16 protein-coding genes and 1 pseudogene are annotated in these 16,978 nt (G+C 63.3%); 13 read left to right on the top strand and 4 right to left on the bottom strand.

Going from position 1 to position 16,978, the window contains the following annotated elements:
• The 12 genes and pseudogenes from AAG799_RS01625 to rfbD form a co-directional block, all read left to right on the top strand.
• Positions 1-576: pseudogene (locus tag AAG799_RS01625) on the top strand (hypothetical protein); the annotation flags it as partial.
• Positions 573-2,144: a hydantoinase/oxoprolinase family protein gene (locus tag AAG799_RS01620; protein ID WP_341894041.1), complete on the top strand. Its 1,572-nt coding sequence runs from the start codon at positions 573-575 to the stop codon at positions 2,142-2,144. The pseudogene AAG799_RS01625 and the gene AAG799_RS01620, both read left to right, overlap by 4 nt.
• A 127-nt stretch (positions 2,145-2,271) precedes the next feature.
• Positions 2,272-3,357 carry a hypothetical protein gene (locus AAG799_RS01615; protein ID WP_341894040.1) on the top strand — a complete coding sequence of 362 codons (1,086 nt, stop codon included), beginning with the start codon at positions 2,272-2,274 and terminating at the stop codon, positions 3,355-3,357.
• The gene (locus AAG799_RS01610) at positions 3,354-4,454 is read left to right on the top strand and encodes a glycosyltransferase (RefSeq protein WP_341894039.1); all 1,101 of its coding nucleotides are present in this window, start codon (positions 3,354-3,356) and stop codon (positions 4,452-4,454) included. Before AAG799_RS01615 ends, AAG799_RS01610 begins: the two co-directional genes overlap by 4 nt.
• A gap of 86 nt (positions 4,455-4,540) precedes the next feature.
• The gene (locus tag AAG799_RS01605) at positions 4,541-4,981 is read left to right on the top strand and encodes an FdtA/QdtA family cupin domain-containing protein (protein ID WP_341894038.1); all 441 of its coding nucleotides are present in this window, start codon (positions 4,541-4,543) and stop codon (positions 4,979-4,981) included.
• Between the two features lie 24 nt (positions 4,982-5,005).
• Complete coding sequence (locus AAG799_RS01600; RefSeq protein WP_341894037.1) at positions 5,006-5,695, top strand: acetyltransferase; 690 nt, start codon at positions 5,006-5,008, stop codon at positions 5,693-5,695.
• A complete protein-coding gene (locus tag AAG799_RS01595) occupies positions 5,692-6,606 on the top strand; it encodes a hypothetical protein (protein ID WP_341894036.1) in 915 nt (304 codons plus the stop codon). The genes AAG799_RS01600 and AAG799_RS01595 overlap by 4 nt, the downstream gene beginning before the upstream one ends.
• On the top strand, positions 6,584-7,543 hold the full coding sequence (locus tag AAG799_RS01590; RefSeq protein WP_341894035.1) for a hypothetical protein: 960 nt from the start codon (positions 6,584-6,586) through the stop codon (positions 7,541-7,543). Before AAG799_RS01595 ends, AAG799_RS01590 begins: the two co-directional genes overlap by 23 nt.
• Positions 7,540-8,694, top strand: coding sequence for a DegT/DnrJ/EryC1/StrS family aminotransferase (locus AAG799_RS01585; protein ID WP_341894034.1), 1,155 nt, complete (start codon positions 7,540-7,542; stop codon positions 8,692-8,694). Before AAG799_RS01590 ends, AAG799_RS01585 begins: the two co-directional genes overlap by 4 nt.
• 22 nt (positions 8,695-8,716) lie before the next feature.
• Entirely contained in the window at positions 8,717-9,595 is an 879-nt protein-coding gene (gene rfbA / locus AAG799_RS01580) for a glucose-1-phosphate thymidylyltransferase RfbA (RefSeq protein WP_341894033.1), read from the top strand.
• 17 nt (positions 9,596-9,612) lie between these two features.
• Entirely contained in the window at positions 9,613-10,203 is a 591-nt protein-coding gene (gene rfbC / locus AAG799_RS01575) for a dTDP-4-dehydrorhamnose 3,5-epimerase (RefSeq protein ID WP_341894032.1), read from the top strand.
• Positions 10,204-10,207: 4 nt separating this feature from the next.
• Positions 10,208-11,104: a dTDP-4-dehydrorhamnose reductase gene (gene rfbD / locus AAG799_RS01570; protein ID WP_341894031.1), complete on the top strand. Its 897-nt coding sequence runs from the start codon at positions 10,208-10,210 to the stop codon at positions 11,102-11,104.
• A gap of 17 nt (positions 11,105-11,121) precedes the next feature.
• Here the strand turns inward: rfbD and AAG799_RS01565 are convergent, their stop codons facing one another.
• From AAG799_RS01565 to AAG799_RS01555, 3 genes are all read right to left on the bottom strand, one after another.
• Complete coding sequence (locus AAG799_RS01565) at positions 11,122-11,334, bottom strand: alkylphosphonate utilization protein (RefSeq protein ID WP_341894030.1); 213 nt, start codon at positions 11,332-11,334, stop codon at positions 11,122-11,124.
• A 113-nt stretch (positions 11,335-11,447) separates the two neighbouring features.
• A complete protein-coding gene (locus AAG799_RS01560; protein WP_341894029.1) occupies positions 11,448-12,740 on the bottom strand; it encodes a solute carrier family 23 protein in 1,293 nt (430 codons plus the stop codon).
• A 186-nt stretch (positions 12,741-12,926) separates the two neighbouring features.
• The gene (locus tag AAG799_RS01555) at positions 12,927-14,837 is read right to left on the bottom strand and encodes a methyl-accepting chemotaxis protein (protein WP_341894028.1); all 1,911 of its coding nucleotides are present in this window, start codon (positions 14,835-14,837) and stop codon (positions 12,927-12,929) included.
• A 184-nt stretch (positions 14,838-15,021) separates the two neighbouring features.
• Here AAG799_RS01555 and AAG799_RS01550 point away from each other — a divergent pair, with 184 nt between their 5' ends.
• Positions 15,022-16,197: a 3-hydroxybenzoate 6-monooxygenase gene (locus tag AAG799_RS01550; protein WP_341894027.1), complete on the top strand. Its 1,176-nt coding sequence runs from the start codon at positions 15,022-15,024 to the stop codon at positions 16,195-16,197.
• Here AAG799_RS01550 and AAG799_RS01545 read toward each other — a convergent pair whose 3' ends face one another.
• Positions 16,198-16,974, bottom strand: a complete 777-nt coding sequence (locus tag AAG799_RS01545) for a sulfite exporter TauE/SafE family protein (RefSeq protein ID WP_341894026.1) — start codon at positions 16,972-16,974, stop codon at positions 16,198-16,200.
• Positions 16,975-16,978 lie beyond the last annotated feature (4 nt).

Here is a 16,978-nt window from a genome sequence, read left to right as displayed (position 1 = left end):
TGGAAGTGGATGGAGCGGATCAGCCGCAAGATCTGCGTCGAGGTCGGCTCGATCGCTTCGACCTGCAAGGCGCCGCGCAGCGGCAAGGAGGTCAAGCAGTGGGGCATCCATTACACGACCACCAAGGCGATCCGCATCGGCGAGGCCGTGCTGAAGGCACGCAAGGCCCATAGCGACCCGATTGCCGCAGTGCTCGCGCTTGAAGGCGGCAAGGAAGTTTTCAAGGGCAAGATTTCCGATGTGCAGCGCCGCGCCACCGAAGGTTTCCTGCGTGGCAAGGCCACCATCGAGGGCCTGGACGGCAATCGCGGCAGGAGCATGATTCTGGATTTCCAGAATGAATTCACCGTCGGCACCGTCAACGGCAAGCCCGAGGTGATGACGCCGGATCTGATCTGCGTGCTGGACACGGTATCGGGCGATGCCATCGGCACAGAAACGCTGCGCTATGGCCAGCGTGTCACGGTGATCGCCTTGCCGGCCCCGGCTGTATTGACCACCAGCAAGGGCCTGCAGCATGTCGGCCCGCGCGCCTTCGGATATGACATCGACTTCAAATCGGTATTTGCAGCATGAAACGCATCGGCATCGATGTCGGCGGCACCAATACGGATGCCGTCCTGGTTGAAGACAGCAAAGTGGTGGCGGCCGTGAAGGCGCCGACCACGCAGGATGTGATGTCCGGCGTGGTGGATAGCCTGCAGCAATTGCTGCAAAAGGCTGGCAGCCAAGTTTCCGGCGTTGAGGCCGTGATGATCGGCACCACGCATTTCGTCAATGCCGTGGTGCAGCGGCGCGACCTGATCCGCGTCGCCGCCATCCGCGTCAGCCTGCCGGCGTCGCAGTCGCTGGAGCCGATGATCGACTGGCCGCAGGATCTGCGCGAGACCGTCGACCCCATGATCTTCATGGTCGAGGGCGGCCATGAATATGATGGCCGTATTTTCATGCCGCTGGACGAGCAGGCCGTGCGGGACGCGGCGCGCAGGATTCGCGATGCCGGCATCCGCTCGGTCGGGATCTCGGCCACGTTCTCCCCGTTGACCGCGGAGCATGAACTGCGCGCGGCCGAGATCGTGCGCGAAGTCTATCCAGAGGTCGCCATCACGCTGTCGCATACGCTCGGCCGTATCGGCCTGCTGGAGCGTGAGAATGTCACGCTGCTCAATGCCTGTCTGGTCGAGCTGGGTCGCAAGACAACCGATGCCTTCAAGGCGGCTTTGGCCGGCGCTGGTATCCGCGCACCGTTCTATCTGACCCAGAATGACGGCACCGTCATGCTGGCCGAGGTGGCGGCGCAGTTCCCGGTCTACAGCTTTGCCTCGGGCCCGACGAACTCCATGCGCGGTGCGGCCTTCCTCACCCGTCTTGAAGACGCCATGGTGGTCGATGTCGGCGGCACCACCAGCGATATCGGCTGCCTGGTGCACGGCTTCCCGCGCGAGGCCAACAATGTCGTCGAGATCGGCGGCGTGCGCACCCTGTTCCGCATGCCCGACCTGCTGTCGCTGGGTCTGGGCGGCGGCACGCTGATCAATGAAAAGCCGTTCAGCGTCGGTCCGCGCAGCGTCGGGTTCCGCCTGCCGCAGGAAGCACTGGTGTTTGGCGGCACCACGCTGACCAGCACGGATATCGGCGTGGCAGCGGGCCTGATCGATCTTGGCGACAAGAGTCGCGTCAGGCATCTGCCGCGCAGCCTGGTCGATGATGCTCTCATACGGATGCGCGACATGCTGGAAGAGGGCATCGATCGCATGAAGACCCAGGCCGAGGATGTCACCCTGATTGCGGCCGGCGGTGGCGCTTTCCTGATCCCGGAAAAGCTCGCCGGCGTGGGCCGGGTGCTGCATGTCGAACATTCCTCGGTGGCGAATGCGGTGGGCGCGGCCATCGCGCAGGTTTCGGGTGAAATCGACCAGGTGTTCAGCGGTCTCAGCCGGGATGAAGCCCTCTCGCAGGCACGCAAGCTGGCCGAACAGAAGGCTGTCCATGGCGGCGCGGATGCCGGCACGCTGAAGCTGGTCGAGATCGAGGATCTGCCGATCGCCTATCTGCCGGGCAATGCAATGCGCGTGCGGGCGCGCGTGGTGGGCGATATTGCCGATATCGGCGCCGGCGCGGCAATCCAGGCGGCGGCGGGCTGACAGGTCGCGCCTGCCGGTTTCCCCTTGGGAATCCGGCGACTAGGGCCGATTCTGCAGCCGGCGCCTCGCTGCGCCCGGCGGAATGGGTATACTCCTGACGCTGCGAATCGGGGGACCAAGCCAGCCCATGCGTGTCGTCTTTGCGGTCAATGCCGTGCCCCATGCCCCGGTGGCCCAGATGAGCCACTTGGCCAGCGCGCGCTATCGCGGCTTCATCCCCGTGCAGCAGATGCAGCGGGATGGCGTGCGCGCCGAAGTCTCCACGGTCATGGACCTGTTCCGCCCGGATTTCGATACCCGACTCGACCTGCTGGTGCTGCACCAGCCCAAGCATGACATCCTGATGCTGGCCAATGTCATCTCGGTGCTGCTGGACAAGATCGACAAAATTCGCGCTGAAGGCGGCCGGGTGGTGATCGATGTTTCCGATTTCAAGTTCAGCGCCGAATTCCTGGACGCCATGGCCAAGGCGCTCGGTCCCGAACAGACCAAGGCCTATCGCGTGATCCTGGACGCGATTTTCGCGCGTTGCGATGCCGTCACCGCGCCGACCGAGGCGCTGGCCGGCCTGCTGCGTACCGCCTTGCGAAATGCCCGTCCGGTCTTTGTGATCGAGGATGTGGTGGAAGTGGCACGGCAGGAGGCGAAATTTGCCCCGGCTGGCGAATTGAAACTGTTGTGGTTCGGGTTTCTGTCGGCGCATATCGCCGCCCTGCGCCAGCTGGTGCATGACGATCTGCCGAAGATTCGCGCGACCACACCCTGCCGGCTGCATCTGGTCTGCGAGAAGCTGCCGACGGTGGAAAGTCGCCAGGTGTTCGGCGCCGCCGATCCGGCCGCGCTTGGCATCACCCATGAGCCCTGGTCGGTGCCGGTGCTGGAGGCGGCGCTGGCCGCCTGCGACCTCGTCGTATTGCCCTTCGATGCCGGCTCGCTGATGTCGAAGGGGAAAAGCAATAATCGCGCGCTGCAGGCACTGGCGGCCGGACGCGCCGTGGTGGCGCATCCGCTGGAGAGCTATCGCAGCCTCGGTGACTATATCGGCCTGGATGATTTGATTCCGTCCGCCATTGCCACTGCGCTGGCCGATCCGGCCGTGACGCTGGCGCGGCTGCGCGCCGGTCAGGCTTATGTCGAGGGCCGTTACAGCCCGCCGGCGATCGCGGCGCGCTGGCTCGATGTCGCACGCGACTTGCAGGCGGCGACGGCGTGACCCAGTCCGCTGCAGCGCCGCTGACCATCCTGGCGCTGGCCACCAGCGTGTCGCCGACACTGGCGATCCATCTGCTGCGTCCGCTGCAGGGCCTGGCCGGTTTCAACATCCAGATGCTGACCCAGGATGCGCTGGCGCAGATCGCCAAGGGCGCCCCGCCCGGCATGGATGCGCCGACGCTCGCCGGCATCATTCTCGACAAGGTGCAGCCGGCGCTGGTGTTCTCCAGTCGCTATAACGGGCCGCTGGCCGCCGATTTCATGCAGGCCAGCCACCAGCGCGGCCTGCCATTCGTCTTTCATCTTGACGACAACCTGATGGAAGTCTCGGCCGACCAGGGCGCCGACAAGGTGGCCTACTACAACCATCCGAAGCGGCTGCAGGCTTTGCGCCTGCAGATGGAACTGGCCTCGGTTTCCTATTTCAGCACCGAAGCCCTGCGTGACCGCATGCTCGCACTCGGCATCGCCGTGGCAAACAGCCATGTCGGTCCGATCTGCGCGGCCGTCGATCTGCTGCCGTTGCCGGCGCCAGCAGAGGCATCGCCGGTATTCGGCTATGCCGCCAGCGGGGGCCATAACGAGGATCTGAAACTGGCGCTGCCCGGCATTGTTGCCGCACTGGAGCGGTTTCCCGAGGCCCGGTTCGAGCTGATCGGCTCGCTGGAACATCTGCCCGAGGCTTTGCTGCCTTTTGGCGAGCGCGTGCGGCATGAGCGCCGCTTCATCGCCTATGACGACTATCTGGCCGATCTGCAGCGCCGCAACTGGTCGCTTGGCCTGACGCCGCTGTGCGACAATCCCTTCACCCGCATGAAGACCTATACCAAATGGGTCGAATACACGGCCGCTGGCCTGCCGGTGATCGCCTCCGACCACCCGATCTATCGCGACTGCTGTGCCGATGGTGCCGCGCTGCTGGTCAGGGACGCCGACTGGGCCACCGTACTGCCGGACCTCCTGGGCGACCCCGCCCGGCGGCAGGCCATCCTGGCCAAGGCGCGCGAGCGGGTCGGACGGGACTATTCGGTGGCGCGGCTGCGGGAGCAGCTGTTCGACGTTTTCCGCCGTGCCGGGCTGGCCTTGCCGGTAGCTTGAAGCTGCAAGCTGCAAAAAACCGTTAACCATTTATGCGGTAAAGTGCGGAAAACCATGCCGACTTTACAGCAGCCAGGAGACGGGTAATGGACGACGGCAAGAGCTGGACGGTCGTCGATCTGCCGGTGGTGCATGACCCGCGCGGCAACCTCACCTTTGTCGAGGGCGGCCGGCAGGTGCCCTTCGACATCGCCCGCGTCTATTATCTTTATGACGTCCCGTCGGGGTCCGAGCGTGCCGGGCATGCCCATAAGGTGTTGTCGCAGCTTATTGTTGCCGCCTCGGGCAGCTTCAGCCTGCATCTCGATGATGGCCGCGTGCAGGAATCGATCTTCCTGAACCGCTCGCACAAGGGTGTATTGATCGGCCCGATGGTCTGGCGCGTGATCAACAATTTCTCGTCCGGCGGCGTCTGCCTGGTGATGGCGTCCACGGTCTATGACGAAAGCGACTATTTCCGCGACCACGCCACCTTCCGCAAGGCGGCGGTGGCGAAATGGGCGGCGCTTGGCATTCCGGTGCCGTGAGCCGGCTGCGGCAGGGAGGGCGCGATGGACAAGACCAAGGATCTGGTGATCGTCGGCGACGGCGAATTCGGCGAGATCGCCTATGAGTATTTCACCCATGATTCCGGTTTCCGCGTCGTTGGTTTCGCCGCCGAGCGCGGCTTCCTGACCAAGGATCGCATGTACGACCTGCCAGTGGTGGCGCTGGAGGATATCGAAACCCAGTTCCCGCCTGACCGCTGCCAGGCCCATGTGGCGGTGACCTATACCAAGCTCAACCGCGTGCGGGCGCGGCTTTGCGCTATTACCCGCGCCAAGGGCTATACGCTGGCCAACTATGTCAGCTCGCATGCCTTCGTCTGGCGTAATGTCACGCTGGGCGACAATGTCTTCATCTTCGAGAATAACGTGATCCAGCATCATGTGCGGATCGGCAATGGCGTGGTGTTGTGGAGCGGCAATCATGTCGGCCATCGTTCGGCAATCAACGACTATTGCTTCGTCTCCTCGCATGTGATGATTCCGGGCTATTGCGAGATCGGCTCACACAGTTTCATGGGTGTGAATGCCACGCTGGCCGATCATGTCAAGATCGGCCGCGATAACTGGATCGGTGCCGCCAGCGTCATCCTGAAAAGCACCGAGGACAACCAGCTGTTCGGCGTCGAGGCCACGCCGCCTTCAAAGGTGCCGGCGCGGCGCTATTTCAAAGTTCCGGATGACAGTGCGACATGAAGTGGCAGAAGCGCGGTCTGATTTACGGTCCGGATGGAAGCTCCTCCTGGGCCAGGCATAGCTGCCTGACGCCGACCCCGGTGCTGATCGGCGATATCATCCGCGTCTATTGCGGGTTTCGCGATGGCGAGGGGCGTTCGCGTATCGGATTTGTCGATGTGCGGGCCGACGATCCGTCTGTCGTTGTCGCCGTATCGCGCGAGCCGGTGCTGGATATCGGCATGGCCGGCTGTTTCGACGACAATGGCGTGATCCTGGGCGATGTGGTGGCCGATGGTGATCGGCTGCGTATGTATTACGTCGGTTTCCAGATCGTGGCACGGGTCAAATTCCTGGCCTTCACCGGACTGGCCTTCAGCACTGATGGCGGAAACTCTTTTCAGCGCGCGCAGGCGGCACCGGTGCTCGACCGTGCCGATGAAGGCCTGTTCATCCGCGCCGTGCATACGGCCATGCCCGACAAGACCGGTGGTTGGCGCATCTGGTATGCCGCCGGCAGTGGCTGGGAACCGATCAAGGGTGGCTTCTACCCGCAGTACCATATCCGCCACCAGGCATCGGTGGACGGCATCCGTTTCGACACCACCGGCGATCTCTGCCTGCCGCCGGCGGGCCGCGAATACCGCATCGGCCGGCCGCGCGTCTATCTGGGTGAGGCGGGCTACAGGATGATCTTCACCAAGGGCAGCGTGGATGGCGATTACACGCCGGGCTATGCCACCTCGCGCGATGGCGTGCACTGGAACCGCGATGATTCCCAGCTTGGCATCGGCCTGTCGGATGACGGCTGGGATTCACGGCATCTGTGCTATCCCAGCGTGATCCACTACGGCAGCAGGATCTGGATGTTTTATAACGGCAACGACATGGGGGTCGATGGCTTTGGCTATGCAGAGCTCATCGCGCATTAAGGTCGTTCGCTACGCGGCGCACTGCAAGGCCGAATGGGACGGCTTTGTCGCGCGCGCACGCAATGGCTATTTCATCTTCAAGCGGGATTACATGGATTACCATGCCGACCGCTTCGAGGATTGCTCGCTGCTGTTTTACTGCGATGGCGATCTGGTCGGAATCCTGCCGGCCAACAGCCGCGATGGCAGCCTGCACAGCCATCAGGGGCTGACCTATGGCGGCATGCTGTTCGGCATGGATATGACGGCCGCGATCATGCTGGACTGTTTCCAGGCGCTGATCGGCTTCATGCGCGAGGCCGGTCTGCAGCGCCTGGTCTACAAGCCGATCCCGTATGTCTTCTGGACGCAGCCGTCGCAGGAAGACCTCTATGCCCTGACCCTGAATGGCGCAGTGCTGACGCGTCGCGATCTGTCTTCGGCGCTGTTCATCGAAGGCGGACTGAAATACACCAAGGGCAAGAAATCGAATATCTCCCGTGCCCGGCGCAACAGCCTGGAGGTGCGGCTGTCGCAGGATTACGCCACCTTCATTCCCATGCTGGCGACCATCCTGGAGACACGGCATGGCGTGACGCCGGCCCATAGCGTGGCCGAGATGCAGCTGCTCAGTTCGCGCTTTCCCGAACAGATCCTGCTCTATGGCGCCTTCCAGGGTGAAACCATGCTGGCCGGCTGCGTGGTCTATGACAACAAACCGGTTTTCCATACCCAGTACATGGCCAGCACGCCGGAAGGCAAAACCATTGGTGCACTGGATTTCCTGCTCGACCATCTGCTGACTGGGCCTTATACCGGCCATCGCTTCTTGAGCTTTGGCGTTTCCACCATCGACCAGGGGCGGACTCTCAATTACGGCCTGATCGAGAGCAAAGAGGCTTTCGGTGCCCGCGGGCTTGTGCATGATTGGTACGAGCTGTCGGTTGTGCCGCAATGAGTGAGCGAACGATGCCGCGCGCGATGACCATCCCGTTCTTCGATATCGGTCCGACCCATGCGGGTATCGAGGTCGGGCTGAACGATGCCTGGCGCAGCACGCTGCAGCGCGGCCATTTCATCATGGGCGAGGCGCTGCAGGGATTCGAAGCAGCCTTTGCGCGCTATTGCGGTGCGCAGACCGCCATCGGTGTCGCCAACGGCCTTGATGCTTTGACCCTGACGCTGGAGGCGCTGGGGATCGGCGCCGGGGACGAGGTGATCGTACCGGCACATACTTTTATTGCCACCTGGCTCGGCGTGTCGCGAGCCCAGGCACGGCCGGTGCCGGTCGATTGCGATCCGGCCACCTGCAATATCGACCCGGCCCGCGTGGCGGCTGCCATCACCAGCCGCACCAGGGCGGTGATTGCCGTGCATCTGTATGGCAATCCGGCCGACATGGCACCGCTGCAGGCGCTGGCCGCCAAGCACGGCCTGCATCTGATCGAGGATGCCGCCCAGGCTCATGGTGCCACCTATCGCGGGCACACCACCGGTACGCTTGGCGTTGCCGCCGGCTTCAGTTTCTATCCGACCAAGAATCTCGGTGCGCTGGGCGATGGCGGTGCCGTGGTCACCAATGATGCCGGTTTGGCGGCGCGATTGCGGCTGCTGCGCAATTACGGCTCGGAGCGCAAATACGAGCATCAGGTTGCCGGCTGCAATTCGCGGCTGGACGAGCTGCAGGCCGCGCTGCTCAGCGTCAAGCTGCCGCAGCTCGATGCCCTCAACACCCAGCGCCGCCAGATCGCCCGGGCCTATAGCGAGGGGCTGGCGGATCTGAACAGCGTCACCTTGCCGGTCATCACGGAAGGGGCGGAAGCGGTGTGGCATCTCTATACCATCCGCCACCCGCAGCGCGATGCGGTGATCGCCCGCCTTGCAGAGGCGGGTGTGCAGGCCATGATCCACTATCCGGCGCCACCGCATCTGCAGCCGGCCTATGCCGATCTGGGCTATGGCCGGGGCGCTTTCCCAGTGGCGGAATCGATCGCGGCCCAGACGATCAGCCTGCCGATCTGGCCCGGCATGAGCGGCGCCCAGATCAGCTATGTGATAGACTCGGTCCGCACGGCGGTGGCACAGCCGCTGGCCGCAGCGCGACAGTGACGCAGAAAAGGTACGGACGGCGATGAAGGGCATCATTCTGGCGGGCGGCGCGGGCACCCGGTTGCATCCGGCAACGGCAGTGACCAGCAAGCAGCTGATCCCGATCTACGACAAGCCGATGATCTATCATCCGCTGACCACGTTGATGCTGGCCGGCATCCGCGAGATCCTGATCATCACCACGCCGCGCGACCAGGTGGCGTTCCGCAACCTGCTGGGCGATGGCAGCCAGTGGGGCATCGCCATCACCTATGCCGTGCAGCTGGAGCCGAACGGCATCGCGCAGGCCTTCATCATCGGGCGCAACTTCATCAATGGCGAAGCCTGCGCCCTGGTGCTGGGTGACAACATCTTTTATGGCGAAGGCTTTGGTGATGTCCTGCGCCGCGCGGCCCGCATTCAGGATGGCGCCGTGGTCTTCGGCTACTGGGTCGCTGACCCGGAGCGATATGGCGTGCTGGAGCTCGGCCCTGACAAGAAGCCGAAGGCGATTATCGAGAAGCCGACGAACCCGCCGACCAACTGGGCAGTGACCGGCCTGTATTTCTACGACAAAGAGGTTTGCGACATTGCCGCTACGCTGAAGCCTTCGGCGCGCGGCGAGCTGGAAATCACCGACCTCAACAATGTCTACCTGCAGCGCGGAAAACTGAAGGTGGAGCTGTTCGGTCGCGGTTTTGCCTGGCTCGATACCGGTACGCCCGACAGCCTTCTGGAGGCCTCCAACTTCATCGCCACGGTGGAGAAGCGCCAGGGCCTGAAGATCGCCGCTCCGGAGGAAGTCGCGTGGCGACAGGGCTATATCGATGCCGCGCAACTCGAAAATCTCGCCGGCGCGTACAGCAAGAATGCCTACGGCCAGTATCTGCGCCGCATCCTTAACGAAGGCCGCGACCGCTAGGCCGGGCAGGATATATCATGCGCATCATCGCCACCGATCTGCCCGACGTCTTCATCATCGAGATGAAGACGTTTTCTGACGACCGAGGTTTTATCAAGGAGCTGTGGAATGCGCCCCGCTACCTGAACCAGGGGCTTGGCGTGCCGTCGGTGCAGACCAATTTCTCGCGCTCGCGCAAAGGTGTGATCCGCGGCCTGCATTACCAGGAGCCGCATGGCCAGGGTAAGCTGGTGACGGTGGTGGCGGGCGAGGTATTCGATGTTGCCGTCGATATCCGCAAAGGCTCACCCACCTTCGGTCGCTGGACCGGCACGATCCTGAGCGGCGACAATCACCAGCAGCTGTGGATTCCGCCGGGCTTCGCCCATGGCTTTTCAGTGCTGAGCGATCAGGCCGATTTCCTCTACCAGTGCACGGCGCCCTATGATCCCAGCTGCGAACATGCGATCCGCTGGAACGATCCGGCCATCGGCATCGACTGGAAATTGAAGGATCCGATCATTGCCAAGAAAGACCTGGCCGCGCCGCTGCTGGCTGAAGCCAAGGTGCTGCCGCCCTACTACCCGCTGCCGCCGCTGATTGTCACCAACGGCAGGCACGAAGGTTGAGGCCATGCTGCGCCAGTCCAGGCTGAGTCTGGCCGTCATCGGAATACAGGGGCAGCTTGCACGTTCTCTGACCGAACTGGGTGGCGACGATGTGGATATCATCTGCATCGGCCGGCCGCAGCTTGACCTCGTCGCGCCGGAAACGGTTGCTGCCGCCCTGGCGGATATGCCCATCGATCTTGTCGTGAATGCCGCGGCCTATACGGCGGTCGACCGGGCGGAATCCGAGCCCGACCTGGCCTTCGCCATCAATCGCGATGGCGCCGCGGCCGTGGCGGAGGTCTGTGCGCGGCGCAGCCTGCCGCTGATCCATGTCTCCACCGACTATGTCTTCGACGGCAGCAAAGCGGGTGCATATCGCGAGGATGACGCCTGCAACCCGCAGGGTGTTTACGGGCACTCGAAACTGGCGGGCGAGCAGGCGGTGCTGGCGGCTTTACCGCAGGCCGTGATCCTGCGCACCGCCTGGGTTCATAGTCCCTTCGGCGCCAATTTCGTCCGTACCATGTTGCGGCTCAGTGTCGAACGCGACAGCCTGCGGGTGGTGGCCGATCAGCACGGCTCGCCCAGCTATGCGCCCGATCTTGCGGCCGCCGTGCTGACCATGGCGCAACGGCTTGTGGCTGCGCCCGGCGATGCAAGGCTTTTCGGTGTTTTTCATCTCGCCGGTTCAGGCGCCACCACATGGCATGGCCTGGCCAGTGAAATCATGGCGGTAGCGGACAGTCTGGGTGGGCGCAGCGTGCCGGTAGAAGCGATCACCACGGCCGATTATCCAACGCCGGCAAAGCGTCCGGCCAATTCGGTACTCGATACCGGCAAGATTGCGGCGGTGTATGGTATCCGCATGCCGCCCTGGCAGGACGGCGTGCGGCGCTGCGTCGCGCGCCTGCTCGGGTAAATAAAACCGCGCGACGCTCAGGCCTTTTTCACGAAACAGACTTTCAGCACCAGGCCCTTTATCTTGTCGGTGCGGCCCTCGATTTCCTCTGCGTCGTCGGTCAGGTGGATATTCTTGATCACCGTGCCGCGCTTCAGGGTCGCATTGGCGCCCTTCACCTTCAGATCCTTGATCAGGACGACACTGTCGCCTTCGGCAAGCAGGTTGCCGTTGCTGTCTTTCACATCCACGTCTGCGTCTCCTGAGCGATTCTCTTACCGGGGCAGAACCATACGCGCCGGCAGGCCACAAAAGAACCGCGACGGAAACTGTTTCCGCCGCGGCCTATCGTGTCGAGTCCTGACTACTGGCTGCTGCGCCCGTTCAGGATCTGATACAGGATGATGGCGCCAAAGGTGGCGGTGCCGATGCCGCCCAGCGAGAAACCGCCGAATTTCAGCATCAGGTCGCCGGCCCCCACAGTCAGGGCAACGCCCACCGTGATCAGGTTGCGGGCATTCGAGAAATCGACCTTGTTCTCGACCCAGATGCGCCCGGCGGTGGCCGAGATCAGGCCGAACACCACCAGGGACAGGCCACCGAGCACCGAGCCCGGGATGGTGAGGATCAGGGCACCGAATTTGGGCGAGAAGCCGAGCAGGATGGCGAAGAGCGCCGCCACGATGAAGATCAGCGTGGAGAAGATCTTGGTGACTGCCATCACGCCCATGTTTTCGGCATAGGTGGTCATGCCGGTACCGCCGCCGGCACCCGAGATCATGGTGGCGATGCCATCGCCGAAGAAGGCCCGGCCCAGCAGCGGATCGAGATTGCGCCCGGTCATCACGCCGATCGCCTTCACATGACCCAGATTCTCCGCCACCAGGATGATCGCGACGGGTGCGATCAGCGCCATGGCACCGGCCTCGAAGACCGGTGCGGTGAAGTTGGGCATGCCGATCCAGGCGGCATTCATCACGCCGCTGAAATCGATTGGTTTGCCCATGCCGGCGCCGTTGGCCAGCACAGCATAGACGATATAGGCGACCAGTCCGCCGAGCAGGATCGGCAGGCGTTGCAGTGTGCCGCTGGTATAAACCGCGATGACGCCGACGGCGACCACGGTGAGCAATCCGATGAAGGCGTCGAAGCCATTGGCACTGATACCCTTCACGGCAATCGGCGCCAGATTGAGGCCGATCACGGCGACGATGGCGCCGGTCACCACTGGCGGCATCAGGGTCTCGATCCAGCCATGGCCGGCTTTCATCACGATCAGGCCGATGATGGCATAGACCGCACCGGCGGCAATGATGCCGCCGAGCGCCACGCCGATATTGGCATTCGCGCCACCGCCGCTATAGGCGGAGGCCGCGATCACCACGGCGATGAAGGAGAAGCTGGAACCCAGATAGCTCGGCAGCTTGCCGCCGGTAACGAAGAAGAAGATCAGCGTGCTGATGCCCGAGAACAGGATCGAGACATTGGGATCGAAGCCCATCAGCAGCGGCGCCAGCACAGTGGCGCCGAACATGGCAACCACATGCTGCAGGCCAACCGCAATCGTCTGTCCCATGGGCAGGCGTTCGTCCGGCGCGATCACGCCACCGGTCTTTAGAGTCCAGCGCGACAGGAAGCCGCCATCTGACTGTGCCATTGGATTTCTCCCCTTTGTTTTCGTCTGCGAGTGCGAGCGGTCGGGGCGGGCGGCTTTTTGTTATGCAGGCAGAATCGTGCCGCCGAGTCTTCGACCAAAGTCGATCATTCGGCGTCACACCGGGCCTGTCAAACGGGTAAAGCGAGTCGCGTTATACGCGGCTCCGAGTCGGGAAGGGCACCACGTTCAGCGCCGGCCGGTATCGAAGAAGCCGACCAGCTGTGCCAGTTGGTGCGCCTGGGTGGCGAGCTGCTGGGCCGAGGCGGAGGTCTCCTCCACCAGGGCGCCGTTGCGCTGGGTCATCTCGTCCATCTGGCCGACAGCGGTATTGATCTGGTCGAGTCCCGTTGCCTGTTCGCGCGAAGCGGAAGCAATCTCGGCGACGATATCAGAGACCTTTTTCACCGATTCCATGATGTCGGTCAGCGAGCGGCCGGCCTGGCCAACCAGATCGGCACCGGTCTTCACCTGACTGTTCGAGGCGCTGATCAGGGTCTTGATGTCCTTGGATGCGTCGGCGGATCGCTGCGCCAGGGCACGGACCTCCTGCGCGACGACGGCAAACCCCTTGCCGGCCTCGCCGGCGCGGGCAGCTTCCACCGAGGCATTCAGTGCCAGCAGGTTGGTCTGGAAGGCGATTTCATCGATCAGCGACACGATATCGCCGATCTTGCGGGCGCTTTCTTCGATCCCGCTCATCGCGCCGGTCACCTTGCTCATGATGGTGCCGCCCTGTTCGGCGGCATTGCGTGCGGTGGCGGCCATCTGATTGCCGGCTTCGGCATTGTCGGCATTCTGCTTTACGGTCGTGGTGATCTCGTGCATCGAGGCAGCCGTCTCCTCAATCGAGGCGGCCTGGCTTTCAGTGCGCTGGGCCAAATCCTGGCTGGCGGTGGAGATTTCGGCGGAAGCATTGCGCACCACCTGGGCGGTCTCGGCCAGCCGCGCTGCGAAATCCCGCAGCTTGCCGGCCATGGCATTGACGCTATCCTTCAACTGGCCGTAGACGCCGCTATAGGCACCGTCGACAGAGCGGGTCAGCTTGCCCTCGGCCATCGCGCCGGTGACATCGGCCAGCTCGCGGGTCATCTGCTGCAGGGTGTTGGTCAGGCTGTTGAGCTGCTGGCTGATGGTGAGCAGGAAACCATCTTTGTCGGCTTCCTCCAGTCGCCCGGCCAGATCGCCGCTGGCGACACGCTCGCACAGGGTGGATATCTCGGCGATGGCCTGGCGCTCCCGCGCCTCGCGGGCATTGCGCTCGCGTTCGGTTTCAGTGCGCTGGGCTTCGGCACTGGCTTCGACGCTACGCTTGTCGATGGCGTTCTGACGGAAGACCAGCAGAGACCGGCCGATCAGGCCGACTTCGTCGCGGCGACCATCATCGACGATTTCGATGTCAAGGTCGTCCTGGGCGAGGCGTTCCATGCCTCTGATCATGCGGCGCAGCGGGCGGCTGATCGCTGCCAGCGTGATCAGGATGGCGAGGCCCAGGCCGATGGCCGCGCCGATGCCCGACTGGATCAACATGAAAGCGGTGGCACGCTCGCCGTCTTCGCGGGCCTTGGCGCTGAATTCGGTGATCTCCTTGGAGATCGCGTCTTCCATCGGACGGATGCGGGCGCGGATTTCCTCGGCCTGTGCCACACCGCGCACGGCGGCCTGCTGGCTCGCTGCCGCATCGCCCTGTTCGGCCAGCTGCAGCACTGTGCGGTGGATGGCCTCATAAGCCTGTACCGCCTGCACCATGGCGGCGAGGCGCTGCTGTGCATCCGGAGCGTGCAGCAGGCCTTTCAGATTGTCGATCCGCACACCCAGACGGCGGCGTTCGTCGGCAGCCTTGGCGGCAAGCTCGTTGCGGGCAGCCGGCGTCGCGGCATGCGGGATGGATTCGACCATGCGAATCCAGCTCAGGGCATTGGCGGTGCCGCGGCCGGCATTCTCGACCCGCTTGGCCTGCAGTTCGAGTTCGGCGATGTCGGCGGAGAGTTCGTGCAGGCCGCGGTAGCCGGTCCAGACACTGGCGGCCATGGCGGCCAGTAACACAGCGATCACCGCCATGATCTTCCACAAGATACCCCAGCTTTTGAATGACAGCATGACGTGTCCCCACTGCAGCGATCAGGAATATCGATTATTGAATGCATAAAGCGGTAGAAATTCCACCAGATTCTATTTGAGATAGTGCGTAGACGGCAGAAATTGCTTGACATTTCAGTATAATCTGTGTACTGATTAAATAGCCAAAAGGCAGTTCAGCACACAAAAAAAACGGGGAGGGGCCATGGCAGCGGCACAGGATCGTCCGGTCATTATCATCGGCGGCGGCATCGGCGGATTGGCGACGGCTTTGGCGCTGGCGCTAAAGGGTTTGTCCTCGGTGCTGCTTGAACAGTCGGCTGAATTTCGCGAGGTCGGTGCCGGCATTCAGCTCGGGCCCAATGTCTTCCGCCGTTTTGAGGCCCTTGGCATTCGCGCCGCCATCGAAGCCGATGCGGTCTTCCCGCAGAACCTGATCATGCGCGACGCATTGACGGGCGAGGAAGTCACCCGCATGCCACTGGGCGATCAGGCCCGTGCCCATTGGGGCATGCCTTACGCGGTGACCCATCGTGCCGACCTGCACAACACCCTGCTGCAGGCCTGCCTGGCGCAGACACGAATCACCCTGCGCACCAGCGCCAAGATGACCGCCTGGGCTGACAGCGGCGAAGGCGTGACGGTGACGCTGGCCGATGGCGAGACAATCCAGGGCAGCAGCATGATTGCCTGCGACGGCCTGTGGTCGCAGGTGCGCGAGCAGATCGTTGGCGATGGCAAGCCAAGGGTTTCGGGCCATATCGCCTATCGTGCGGTGTTGCCGGTGGCCGAGGTGCCGCAGGGCCAGTTCGAGAATAACGTGGTGCTTTGGGCCGGTCCGAAGACCCATCTGGTGCATTATCCGTTACGCCGCAGCGAACTCTATAATCTGGTCGCGGTATTCCACTCCAATCGCTACGAAGAAGGCTGGAACAGTTTCGGCGATGTGGCCGAGTTGAACGAGCGGTTCCAGAACCAGCAGCCGCAGGTGCACAAGCTGCTCGGCAAGATCGAGGCCTGGCGCATGTGGGTGCTGTGCGATCGCGAACCAGTGGCGAACTGGACCAGGGGGCGCGTCGTGCTGCTGGGCGATGCGGCCCATCCGATGCTGCAGTATCTGGCGCAGGGTGCCTGCATGGCGATTGAGGATGCCGTCTGCCTGGCCGACAAGCTGGCGCAGTCGATCAGCGATCCCAACCGGGCATTTCTGGCCTATCAGCAGGAACGCTACCTGCGCACGGCGCGGGTGCAGGTGATGGCGCGTGTCTACGGCGATTTTTATCACGCCACCGGTCCGGTGCGCGAATTGCGCAATATGGCTCTGGGCGGCCGGACGAAAGAGCAGGCCTATGCTGGCAACGATTGGCTCTATGGCGGTTGATCAGAGGGCGCGCCAGACGACATAGGCGGCAACGGCAAAGATCAGGCCGGAAAAAATGCGATTGAGCAGGCCCTTGCGGGATGCGGCATAGGAGGCCATCCGCAGGCCGATCATGCCACCGGCCAGCCCGCCACCGATAAACCACGCGGCGGCGATCCAGTGTACCTGCCCGGACCAGGCGTAATTGGCCGCAGTGGTAAGACCGAAGCTGCCGACAGATACCAGCGACGCCGCCACGGCGTTCAGCATCGGCATGCCGCTGCCGAGCATCAGTCCAGGGACCACCAGAAACCCGCCGCCGATGCCGAAGAAGCCGCTGACCAGGCCGGTGATCAGACCGAGGATCACCAGCTTTGGCAGGATGCGGGCATTCAGTTGTATATCCGGATCGCCGCCGGCCGCCTTGGGCCGCAGCATGGCGATGCCGACGGCGATCATGGCGGCAGCAAAGAGCAGCAGCAGATGACGACCATCCACCAGCTTGCCGAGACTGGAGCCCAGGGCGGCACCGAAGACACCGCTGACGGCATAGACGCCGGCGCAACGCCATTTCACTGCCTGACGCCGGGCATGCATGGCCAGGTTGGCAAACGCATTCACCGCTACGGCCAGTGCGCTGGTGCCGATCGCCAGATGGGTATCCGTGATCCCAACCAGATAGAGCAGAGCCGGTACGGCGAGGATGGAGCCACCGCCACCCACCAGCGCCAGGGCGAAGCCAACGGCGCTGCCTGATGCAGCAGCCCAGGCAGCCTGTGTCGCGGTCAGTGTGAGCATCGGT

The sequence above is a fragment of the Ferrovibrio terrae genome, assembly GCF_943371255.1.
Classification (GTDB): Bacteria; Pseudomonadota; Alphaproteobacteria; order Ferrovibrionales; family Ferrovibrionaceae; genus Ferrovibrio; species Ferrovibrio terrae_B.
The sequence above is the reverse complement of the archived record's forward strand: the minus strand, read 5'-3'. Positions and strand labels throughout refer to the sequence as shown.